Annotated in this window: 3 protein-coding genes; all 3 read left to right on the top strand. The window is 37.9% G+C overall.

Annotated elements, in window-relative coordinates:
* Window positions 1-52 precede the first annotated feature (52 nt).
* The 3 genes from HW278_RS01315 to HW278_RS01305 all read left to right on the top strand — a co-directional run bounded on the left by HW278_RS01315 (window position 53) and on the right by HW278_RS01305 (window position 13191).
* Window positions 53-11905, top strand: a complete 11853-nt coding sequence (locus HW278_RS01315) for a T9SS type B sorting domain-containing protein (RefSeq protein ID WP_178976694.1) — start codon at window positions 53-55, stop codon at window positions 11903-11905.
* Between the two features lie 379 nt (window positions 11906-12284).
* Complete coding sequence (locus HW278_RS01310; protein WP_178976693.1) at window positions 12285-12740, top strand: hypothetical protein; 456 nt, start codon at window positions 12285-12287, stop codon at window positions 12738-12740.
* A gap of 1 nt (window position 12741) precedes the next feature.
* Complete coding sequence (locus HW278_RS01305; RefSeq protein ID WP_178976692.1) at window positions 12742-13191, top strand: hypothetical protein; 450 nt, start codon at window positions 12742-12744, stop codon at window positions 13189-13191.
* The last annotated feature ends 1 nt before the right edge of the window (window position 13192 follow it).

Here is a 13192-nt window from a genome sequence, read left to right as displayed (position 1 = left end):
ATACATATTAGTTTTAAGAATAGCAGTTTTATATACCATAGTTTAATAACTAATGATAATGAAAAAGTTTTTATCAGCAATTTTGTTTTTGATGTTCGCAGGAGTTGCGTCAGCTCAATGTATAGACATAAAAGTAACGCCTACGGCGGGTACTTGTTACTCCGATGCACAGCTAAAGGTAGAGGCAAAGCCAGTATCACCTCTTCCTTCGGGTTGTCCTGCGCCTGGTAGTGAAGGTTATTTTGTACGCTTAGAGGGTTACGGAACTGATTCAGGTTTAGAGAGAATGGCAGGAGGTACCTCAGGGCAATATACTTTTACTAGTTTAAATCCTGGTAACTATACGGTAACAGTATATGATGCGAAAAATGGGAACTCTGAAGCTAAAAGCGTAAAGGTTATTTCTAGCTATAAGATAATGAATATCCAGAGTCTACAAGCCATTGCTCCTGCCTGTAATAAGAACAATGGTGGTGTGAAATTTAAAATACCTAATGGAGGTATAGGTCCTTTTGAGGTAACCCTACTTGATATGAGTGACCAAGTGCTGGTGCCTGCACAAACCTTTACTCGTCCTGCAGGTAACAATTATATAGAAGTAAGAGGAAATAATTCTCATAAGGTACTTCCAAATACTTTTATAAAGGTGAAAATAAAAGATATTACAAATGTACATAACAACTGTGGTGAGGAACGCATACTTCCAAAAGTACAAATTCCAGCTTTACAAAATGACTTTAGTTGTATTGACATAAGAATTAGCAATCGTTATTTAACGAGAAGTAGAACTGATTGTAATAAATATGAAGTTGAATTAAAAATAAAAGAAGTAGGACCGGTGGATCGTTGGCTAACTCAGAATCCGAATGTAACATATTCAGAGATGAAAAGTTTCTTTACTCAACCTGGTAGAGCCGTGGTGCGCTTTTTAAACAGTTCTAAACCGCAAGTAGATATTTCTAGTACTTTTGATGGTTATGGTTTTAAATTGAAATTCCCCTCTTTTATTGAAAAAGGTGATGAAGTAGAGATTATTATAAAGGGACCTAATAATACGATTACTGAGCGAGTACGTTTTAATGAGCAAATCACAACTCCTTTGTGTGATGCCTTTAGAACTAGTAATGATTCTTATAAGAAAAATAAACCAGGTTCCTGTGGAAATTTTGAGCAACGTTTATCTCTTAGTTATTATGCGATAGGAGGATTTTGGAGAAAACTACCTAACTTGGATGGGGGTACTTATCACTATGATGTAACTTGGCCAGTAGCTCCCTTTGAAATAGGGCAATTTAAGTTAGAAAAGAGTACAACTGGTAATTCTGCAGGACCTTGGGTAGAAATACCGATAGTGGCAGGGAACAACCCTGGAGCGGGACAAGCAGGATGGACAAGTAATACTATTTATTTAGATAAGGTAGGAGAAGGACTTTATAGGCTTACCTATAAAGACCCTATAGGATGTAGAGGAACTTGTGTTAAAGAAATATATATAGAATATATAGATAAAACTACCTCTAATCCGATTGAGAAAATATGGAACTATTTAAAAATAGGCTATGGTAGTTATGAAGGGACAGGAGCTTTTCGTTTTGAAGAAATAGGTGATAATAAATTTTATTATCCATTGAAATTTAAGATAGAACCTGTAGATGGTACTAAATCGGTTACTTATCAAGGAAAATTGGCCTTAGGAAGCTCTGTTACTCGTACTATTACATATCCAATAAATTATACGAATGAAGGTGATATTAGAAATTTTGGTTGTACCAATTTGCCTTCTACTAATTATAGAATAATAGTAACGGATGCTTGTAGTAATACTACTACACGAGATTACGTGCTTCCAGCAATGCGATATAATCCAATCTTGAAATATGAAAGAGATTGTGAAGTAGGAAAGATTATTTTTGACATAGGGCGATTAGTGAATAATACTGGATCCGATTCAGAAAAAGTATATATAGAACGAGATGTAGTAGACGCTTATGGCAATCACTCTTGGCAACCTGTGAAAGTAAATGGTAATGATAGTTATATAAAGAATAGTAAAGGAGAATTTATTAATTTATTGACTGGGAAATATAGGATATTTTCCGACTGGGATAATAAGTATGGTTTTATTCCTTCTTCTACTTTTGGAATTTATCGAATTCATAATTTAACAGATCCTACTATGCCTCCTATAAATAGCGAAAATTACCAAGAGATCTCTATTCCAGAGATGGAGAAATTAAACCCTGTTTTAAACCCTGCAGTATGTAATAGTGGTAGCAACACTGGTATGATTTCAGTAGATTTAACAGGACAGCAAGTGGCTTTCCCTGTTACCTATGAATTATACTCTAAACCGAGTGCTACTTCTACTCAAACTACTTTTGTAAAAAAAGCAACTTACCAGCAGTCACAAAACCAATATTATCATATTTTCTCTAATTTACCTATGGGGCATTATATGGTGAGGACTATTCACCGTTGCCAAACAGTAAATAAAGATATAGAGATAAATAGTACTGGTGATTTTGATCCTTATTTATTAGTAGATAAATCAGGATTATGCGAAACTAATACAGTTAAAGTATTTCTTGGAGTATCAGGACATCTTTTTGATATTCGATGGTTTAAGCTTGATGCTAATGGACAAAAAACTACTTCGTCTCCACTTCAATCGGGTCCTTCATTCTCTGAGGATATTACGACCACTACTCACTATTTGGCTGAATATAACTTGAAGCCAGGTATAGGTTGTGGTAATGCTAAAGTATACACTAAATCTACTACTGTACAGGTGGCTTCAGGAAGTGATGCCATTAAGTTTAGAACATCTTGTCCTAATGATATTACAGTTTTTGCTGATCAGGGAGCCTGTGGTAAATCGGTAAATTGGCAAGAGCCTTCGGCTTATAACACTTGTAGTGGTACTATCACTACTACAAAGAGCCATACACCTCCATATTATTTCAATATAGGAGTTCATACCGTTACCTATGCGTTTTCTGATGTAAAGGGAAATACTATTAGTTGTTCTTTCACTGTTACAGTGAAATCTAACGCTACTAAACTAAAATCGAACCATCGTTATACTGATACTTCTGGAAATACTATTACTCAGTTGACCCCTAATCAGGAGTTCTTCTATGTACTTACTTATCAGAACGACGGTTCAGAAAATATCAATAAAGCAACTATAAATGTAAAACTTCCTGCTAATACTACCGTAGTTACTAATGGTAACCCTGACCTTAATGGGGCAGGTGATGGCACAGTGAATAATCCTCTTCCTCAAAGTAGCTATAACAATGCTACTAAGAGCTACCAGTTTGTGATAGGAGGTAAAGCAGGAGGCGTACAGTTGCAGTCTACGCTTAAAGCTGGAGACCCTGTTCGTACAATACGTATTCCTCTTAAACTTGTAGGCGATTGTAATGACTTTTTAAAACCTTGTGAGAACTTCTTGAAAACGTCTATGAATATAGACTACGAAGGAGGGGTTGCGGGTTGTACAGGAAATCAACAAACGGAAGCAGGTACTAAAACAATCACCATAAATACAACGGATTGCAATCGTCAGGAAGTGTTCTGTGGTACTGGAGCGATGACTTTTGAAGCTGTAGGAGGCTTTACAAGTTATCAATGGTATAAGAATGGAAGCCTCATACCAGGAGAAACAAAACAATCAATCGTTGCTAATTCACCAGGTGTTTATAAGGTAGAGAAAACGAATTTTTGCGAGGGAGTTTCAGTAGTAACAGTAGAAACTATCAACTATCAAGGTATTTCACCTACTACTGACCCTATTCGCGCACAAGCTCAGAATATAGGGGTAACTTGTCCTGGTGATGGTAGTTGGACAAGCCACTTCTACTTCTGTCAAGGAGGAAGTAAGAATATTAGGGTAAGCTATAAAAACACTGCTTTTGAATGGCAACAATGGAGCGGAGGTTGTACAGAAGCTTCTCCTGATTGTCGTAATACCGATGATAATTGTTGGAATCCGGTACATTCTAACGCTACCTTTACAGCTAATAGTGCTGGTAAATATCGTTTACACTTGAAAGATTGTAATGAAAACTTCTATTTTGAAGTATTTACAGCAGGACTAAGTGGTAACCTTACTGATAAGATTGATGAAACAAACTATTCACAAGGTTCAGTGAGATTAACTCTTAGCACTAGTGGTGTAAACTATAAGGTAGAAATCTACAAAGGAGCTGTACTTCTAAGAACTGACAATATCAATACAAATGATTATCGTATTCCTAACTTGCGACAAGATACTTATGATATTAAGGTTACCTCAGTACAAATACCAGGTTGTGAGTATAATGGTAATGTAACGATAGATAAGCTCACTGAAATGACAATGACTGCTGCCTTCAAAGGTTGGAAAGATTGTAACACTGCTAAATTACAACTTAAAGCTGAAGGAGGTAAACCTACTTATCGTTTCTATATTTGGAGTATCAATGGAGTACAACAATTTGCTGACGAACAAACGGCAATTGCTTCTGCTACACCTATTGCATTACAGTTAGGACACCAAACAAGCGTAGATGTAGATGTACCAAATATCACCCAAGTAGGAGAGTATGTATTTATAGTAGGTGATATGGATAATGGTAAGTTTGCTTTATCTAACAAGGTAACGATTACACCACCAGATCCACATAGTTATACCTTATCAGTAACCCAAGAAATTGAGTGCGAAAGCAATCCTAATAGTGGACATATCAATATGATATTCCCAGCAGGTAGCCAACACCAAAATCGTACTATTAACTTGTATAAGTTAGATAATAATGGTAATCGCATCACACCTGCTTTCAAGACAAGTTCAGGAGGATTATTTACTGGTTTGCCCGCAGGAAGCTATGAGATAGAAATGAAATCGAATGTAGGGGGTAATATATGTACTTACAGTCAGAAACCTATTGTAATAGCTCCTACTAAAGATCCTCTTAGAGCTTTTGCAGGAGTAGTAGCCGATAAAGATTGCGATGCAAGTAACCAATATAAAATAGCGGTAAACAATGTTGCAGGAGGTACACCTCCTTACCGTTATAGTTTTGATGGAGAAACTACTTATGGAACCAATAACGTTGGCTTTATGGGAGGTTCAGGTAATGTGTATGTAAAAGATAGTAAGGATTGCCGTATTGTTATCCCTGTGAATATTGTTGCGCAAACTGTACCGACTCTTACCGTTGCCAACCCTATTACCTATCGTTGTGATAATGGTTATGGAATGGTAACTGTAACGATTGCTTCAACTACTAGTCAAACTTATGAATACAGTATAGATGGTAGTGGTAAAACAGCTATCACAGGTAATACTTTCAGTAGATGGTTAGCGCCAGGTACGCACTCTATTACTGTGTACTATAAGACTTTGAATACAGCTACTACGCCTAATGTATTATACGTAGAAGATTTTGGCAAAGGTGCTAATGAGTGCTTATCAGGAGCCACTACAGGTTTAGTGTGTAAGACTGATGGTGACTTGGCTGATGGTAATTATGTAGTTACTAAACAAGTAGGTACTAATGCCTCTTGGGTACCATCGCCTACTGACCCTTCGGGAGGACGTTATTTGGCTATTGCAGGAAATGGTAGTAGCGAATTAGTGTATGAAAAACGCATTACAGGAGCAACTGCTCTTACTCCTATAACTGTAAGTTTTGATGCCTTGAATCTTATTTCAAGTACCTCAGGAGTAGCACCTCGTTTCAGTGTAGAATTACACAAGAGCGATGGAGCACTGCTTCGTGGCAAGAATGTAGGCACTGTGAATGCTACAAGCTGGAAGAATGTAAGTGTTACCTTTACCGAAGCTGAATTAACAGGTCTTACCGATGGTATTCTTATCGTTAAGATTGTAAATACAGCGGCCGCAAGTTATGGTAACTTAGGCAATGATTATGCTGTGGATAATATTAAAGTAGCGCAAGCTACACGATATTGTGCTTCACAAGTTTCTCAATTAGTGAATATTGAGAAATTCAAGCAAATGCGTATTGAGAAATATGGTGCTGAGAAGAATGTAAGCTGTAAAGGAGCTAGTGACGGACAAGTGCGTATTAGAGTGATAAATCCAGCTTCTAATACTGTTAAATATTCTATTGACCCTCACCAAGCAGTTTGGACTACGACTACCCTTGACGCACAAGGAGTCTTTACCATTACAGGATTAAGTGCTACTCAAAACGGTGTAGTAGCTGTACAAGATGCTAATAATCCAAACTGTATTACTACCTTACAAACGGGTTACAAGATAGGAGAACCTATCTCTATTGTACCTACTGCCGTAGTAATGGAGAAAATAACTTGTTACAATGGAGGAAAGGCTAAAGTAAAAGTATCGGCTACTGGAGGTACACCAGGTTATCAGTATCAAGTGGGATTGGTAACAGGTACTTTAAGTGCTCCACAGCCAGCTGCTAAAACACCTAACCCTTATGAGTTTAATAACCTTGTAGCAGGAACCTATAGTTTAGTAGTAACTGATGCTAATGGATGTAAAACAGAAACTACTTTTGAGATTGAAGATAAAGCTACTATTTCAGCGACTGCCGAACCTCAATCTTACTGTTATAGAACAGGTGATGAGAAGAAAGTAGTTATTACAATGCTCAGTGGTAATGGTAATTATAAAGTACAACGTGTGGGAGGAGCTATCTATTCATTCAACACTAATAGCTATGTATATCCTGATGCTTTGCCAGCAGGAAACCATACCTTTGTTATGACTGATGGATTTGGTTGTAGTACTACTGTTACTACCCAAGTATACGACTCATTGACATTACAGGTATCGCCTACTACCCAACAGTATGCTGATTGTAAAGGAGGTAGTGTAACCTACACCCTTACAGCACAAGGCGGTATCCCAACAGCAATGAAAGAATTTAAATACAGTGTAGATAATGGTGTAACTTATACTACCATAGCTACGGCTCCTTCACAAGCTACTGTAGCAGTGAGTGTAGCCACTACTACTGTTATTAGATTCCAAGTAACCTATAAACCTGACGGTAGCGAATGTACTGCTGAACGTTACATCACTTTATTAAGCGATTCACCTCGCTTCTTGAAACCGTTCACTACTATTAAAGCTACTTGTGGAAAAGCGAATGGTTCAGTAACAATTACACCAAATGATTACTATGTAGGTACTGCTTCATATACCTTAGTGATTAAAGATACTGGAGGAACTGTACAATCAGCTACTGCTTTAGCACAAGGTAACTATGTAGCTGAATTAACCGATAATCGTGGTTGTGTGGCTTCTCAAACCTTTACTGTAGGAGCAGTACCACAGCTTACTGCTACTGCTACGGTTACCAAACAAATGGGCTGTACATCAGCAGCAGCTGATTTAGCGGCTATCACTGTAACTCTTGTTAATGGAGGAGGTACTCCACCTTTTGCAGTACATTTGAGAAATAACTTGAACGGTTATGAAAGTACACATACTTTAACCGCTTCTAATAATATGCCAACAGAGTTCACTGGTTTGGATTATGGTAATTATGATATTACCATTACTGATGCTAATAGTTGTGAAACTAAACTTAGCACTGTAATTAATCCTAATTCTAATGTAATGTCTATCACTGCTGAAACGCCTACAAGTTGTACAACAACAAGTAGTATGGTTATAAAGGCAAGTAATGGCACTACATTCAGTGCAACTACCAATGCTTACTTTGCTGTATATCGCCCAGGAATTGTAAATCCACCAAATGCATCAACAGCAACACAAGTAACGACCACTAACCTCAATGGAGGTACTGATACTTGGTATAAAGGAACTGCTTCTGGTACAGGAGTAGCTGTGACAATACCAAACTTAACACCTGGTGTTCAATATACCTTTGTGGTGTACAACATCACAACAGGTTGTAGATATACTCAACAAGCTACTATGCCAGTGCCTACGGCTTCTACATTAGGTGCTACCTTACAAGTAGCCAATGTGAAATGTGCAGGAGGTAATGACGGTACAGTAAGCTATACCTTAACAGGTTTCCAAGGTAGCACAACAGCTATTACTTGGAAGATATTCAGAGAAGATAATCACCAACAAGTAGGTGCAGGAGGAAGTGTAACAGCTCCGTTCCATACCACACAAAACACCAATAGTAACTTGCCAGCAGGTAAATACTATATTGAGTTTACTGAAAATACAGGTTGCGTGAAAGCCTTCCCATTTGAAGTAAAACGCTCAGCGGTAGCATTACAAGTATCTACTATAGCTACTCAGAAAGCCTCTTGTAGTACACTTGGTCAAGCGTGGTTGAATATTAAAGGAGGTACTGCAAGCTATACTTACGGTTATGTAACCGCAGGTGGAGCTTATAACCCAGCGGTAATGACAGGCACTACGCAAGCTTCTACTTACATCAACTTGCCAGCAGGTAACTGGGATGTATATGTAAGCGATGCTTATGGCTGTATACAGCACGCTGCTGTAACCATAGGAATGTTTGATGTACCAAGTATATCGGATGTTACAGCCTTGAATTGCCAAGCCTATAACAATATAACAGGTAAGATACCAGTGAGAGTGACCCTCAACCAGATAGGTCAAGGTAACCACTATTACACCTTAGATGGTAGTGCTGATCAGCCTGTGGTTTGGACAATAGCTAATCAAGCCTTTGAGGTAGAAGTAAGCCCATTAATAAATCACACTATCGTTGTGAAAGATGTGAATGGTTGTGCTACTAGTACAACATTCAGTACTACGGCTATCATCACAGCTACGGCTACCGTAAGCAAAGTAAAAACGTGTGCTACACCTACGGCTGAAATAACCGTAGTAGCCACTGGAGGTACAGGTGTATACAGCTATACCTTAGAGCGTTTAGATAACGGTTCGTTAGCAGGTGAAATTATCAGAGAGAATGTAGCCTTGCCAGCAGGTGGTGTAGTAACTATTACCAACCCAACTGAGGCTGCTACCTACCGCATCAGTATATTTGATGCTGAAACACGCGATTGTCCTATCGTGAAAGAAGTTCAAGTGGTAGACCCAACACCTATCGACCCATCGACCATAGTAACTCAAGCTTATAACGAAAAATGTAACTTAGGTCTCACAGCTACCCCAACAGGAAGCATAGACGTAGCTATCCCTACCGACCCTGATACCTATACATTTAGAATTACAAGTGCCATAGACTTAACCGATGGTAGCAACGTAACGGTAACTACTACGCCTTCAACCGCAGGAACTCATAATGCTACCTTTACACAGCTACGAGGTACTACGCAAGGGGTAAGATACCAAATAACCGTTACTAATAGTACGGGGTGTACCGCAATGGTAGAAACAATACTTACTTCACCAGAGCCTTTGAGCTTTGATGCAGATGTTCTTTCAGCTACTCAATATGTATGTGAGGGAGGTGCAGGAATGACTACACCAAAAGTAAGTGTAGATGTAACTAAGATACGAGGAGGTATACCTCCTTATACTACTGAGTTCTTTGACGGAGCAGGTAATAGTTTAGGCACAGGTACTGAGTACACCTTAACAAACCTTAATGGAGGTAGCTTCTACGTAAGCATAAAAGACGCTTCGGGCACTTGCAGTACTAATACCGCCAGCGTAACAGTAGCTCCTGCCTTTGCTCTTACCTCAATGAGCATCACCACAACTACCTCAGTAACTTGTGTGGTAGATGAAGTGATAAATATTAGCTTAACGGTAACGCCTACTTATATAGCAGGCACTCCATTGCGCTATACTATCCGAGGTACTGATAATGGATTTGTGGCTATTACTTCTACTACTGCTACTACCCTTAGTGTACCACTTACAGGTTCAAGTGGCTTTGGTAATAGCAATTATACAATAGAAGTAATTAACGAACGTACTAGTTGTAGCATTACAGGGGTACACAGTATTAGACAGCCTAATACTTTTGCGATAGAATCAACTAACCCAGTGAGAGCGGTTTGCCATAACGACAATGGTTCTATCACACTCGGATTAGTGGATACAGACCTTTCTAACGGCGATCAATCAACAAATGGATATACTTATACCATTACCTCAGTGGGAGCTACAGTAGCTACTTCTACTTCGGCAACGATACCAGCAGGTACACGTAGCTTTACTGTGAACTTGAAAGGTGGTTCATATGATATTGAAGTAACAGTGAATGGAGTAGGATGTAAAGTACCGAAAACACGCTTTACTATTCCTTCTAACCCTGCTGAGATAGAAGTGAGAGATGCTCGACAAAAAGTATCTGTCGATTGTGCTAATAAGAACGGGGTAGCAGCCTTAACAGTAGTAGGAGGTCAAGAAACCTTTACTGTAACACTTACTCCTGTAGGAGGTGGTACTCCACACGTACAAACTAATGTGAGAGCAGGTGCTCCAGGAATTGAGTTTGGTGGCTTAGACGCAGGTAGCTATATTATATCAGTAACTGATGCCTTAGGCTGTGCAACCGCTACAGGTACTTTGAGTGTTACTATTGACCCATATAGTGGTATCAATACCTCTACTATTTCAGTAACCACAACCCCAATCACTTGTATTGATGCTAATGACGGTACTCTTAAAGTAACAGGTGTAACAGGAGGAGCACGTCCTTATCACTATATTTTAGTGAGAACATCGGCAACGGGCAGTGATTTACCTGAAATAGCTACTAATGAAGGTGAAGCAACCTTTACAGGTATTAAACCAGGTACTTACCGTGTGGATATAGTAGATGCTAAGAACTGTTCAGTAACCGTAGCAGGAAGTTATACCTTTACGAATCCGCAACCTATTACTGCTGATATTGATGTGACTAACTCAACCTTCTTTACTTGCTATGGTGAGAATGGAGGAAGTGTAACAGTTTACAATATCGCAGGCGGTACAGGTTCTTATACAGTGAATATCGTGAGAGCTGATAATAACCAAAAGATAGACGGACGCTCAGGAGTAACAGCAGGTTCATCAGAAACGTTCTCAGGATTAGCTCCATCACCTAAGAACACTTATTATCAAGTAGTGATACAAGATACTAATAAGTGTACGATGACTAAGACACTCAGCTTTACTGTAGAAGAGTTCCCTGATATAGCTATAAGCTATGTAGAACAAGAAGGTACTTGTGAAATGAATACGAATAACTATGTAGACCATTTGATAGTACGTTTCAGAAATACAGAAGTAGATTACTCTAAGATAACTTATAGTCTTAACGGTACGGCAAGTCGTACAGCCTTTACTCGTACGGTAGGTAATATAGCTTATATCGATAACTTTGATAGAACAACCCGCACTCAAACTATTCATATACATTACACTGCGGTAGCTCCTATCACAGGATATTGTACAACAAGCAAGACCTTTACGGTAGACCAAATCACTCCGCTTGTATTGAGTCAGGTAACCAACACTACCCTCAATACGATAGAAGTGATAGCTACAGGAGGGGTAACTAGCACAGTGAAGGGCTATACTTACTACTTCAACGGAGTAGATAGTGGCGATAACCGTATATACAAAATTAAGCATAATGACCCTGAACGAATAGATAATGGAAGACGCATTAAAATCATAGAAGTGAAGGTGGAAGATGCACAAGGTTGTGTACGTACAATGACGATAGAAAAAGAATATCTTGACATTGAAGTACCGAACTTCTTCACCCCAGATGGCGATGGAATTAACGATGTTTGGAAACCTAAAAACTTAGACAACAACGTGAATGCTCGCTTCTACATCTTCGACCGCTATGGTAGACGTGTAGCTCTGCTCAAATCAGGAGAGGGTTGGGATGGTAATTACGACGGTCGTAGTTTACCAGCTGGTGACTACTGGTATATCATTGAGGTGAACGATGAATTATACGACAAACGTGAGTTCTACGGCAACTTTACATTATACCGATAATCGTTAATAGTTTTCATAACTAAAAAGAGCTGTTCAGCAATGAACAGCTCTTTTTTTAATTTATTATGGGAGTTCAACGTAAAAAGAGTAAGGCTAAAGCCTTAAAAAAAAATCAAACAAGTAGAGGCTTAGCTTTTTAAGACAAATTGATTAAAGAGGCTTGATTGCTTGGAGACCTTTGAGAGGAATGGAGAGTATTTTAGAACAGCAGACAAGTGTTTTGTGGATTGCTCACCTTTGCCACTGGATTTTAAGAACAATAAAAATACAGCTGTAAATCATAAAATAGATAACCCAACAAAGATTTCTGTAAAATACAATATATTATAACAAATTTTTTCGTAACTTTGTAGCATAAAACTTTAAAAGCAATATAACTATGAAAATCAAAACATTTTTAGCACTACTGCTATTGGTGATAGTGGGGTGCGGTTGCTCAAAAGCAGACAAGGATACTTCTCCTGAGGCTGTGATTGTAAGAGAAATTCCTCAAGAGCAACTCTTGGGAATTAATCTTGAGAAAGATACTCTAAAAGTAATCCAGAGTAGGAAAGAATTACAAGATTTGTTTCCTAATCAGAATATAGGAGAAAGAACTATTTTTAAAGAAATAGATTTTTCTACACAGACCGTTTTATTAGGAAGTAAGTTTTTTGTTCATACTTATGGGGTGAAATCTTACGATTTTAGAAAAAAAGGGAATAATGAGTATACTCTCGAAGTTGGTCTTTCGGATACATTTTTTACTCAACCAAGAGTACTTTATTATGGTATTATAGTGAAGAAAATATCTGACAATGTTAATATAAGTTTTAACATTCAAAAAAGTAATTAAAATGAAAACAAAAACATTTTTAGCACTACTGATATTAGTAATAGCGGGTTGTGGTTGTTCAAAAACAGACAAGGATACTTCTCCTGAGGCTGTGATTGTAAGAGAAATATCTAAGATAAGAGTTTATTTGGGTGATGAAAAATTTGGCACCTATAAAGTGATACAAAATAGAAAAACATTGGATAGTGCATTTTCTAATGTAGAATTTAGTACTCTTGAACAGTTTAAGGATATAGATTTTACAACAGAAACTCTTTTATTAGGATATGATAATTATGCTAATCAAGCTGATTTTCATTTCCAATTCGTGAAAATAAAGGCTAATAACTATAGTCTAACAGTTAAAATATCAGGATTGGCAACAAAACCTGATACTTTTCTCTATGGTATTGTTGTTAAGAAACTACCTAACAATGCCAATGTAAGTTTTAATATTCAAAAAAGTAATTAAA

Source organism: Capnocytophaga sp. oral taxon 902 (genome assembly GCF_013394735.1).
GTDB classification, from domain to species: Bacteria; Bacteroidota; Bacteroidia; order Flavobacteriales; family Flavobacteriaceae; genus Capnocytophaga; species Capnocytophaga ochracea.
Note: the sequence above shows the minus strand (reverse complement) of the source record. Positions and strands in the feature narration are given on the sequence as shown.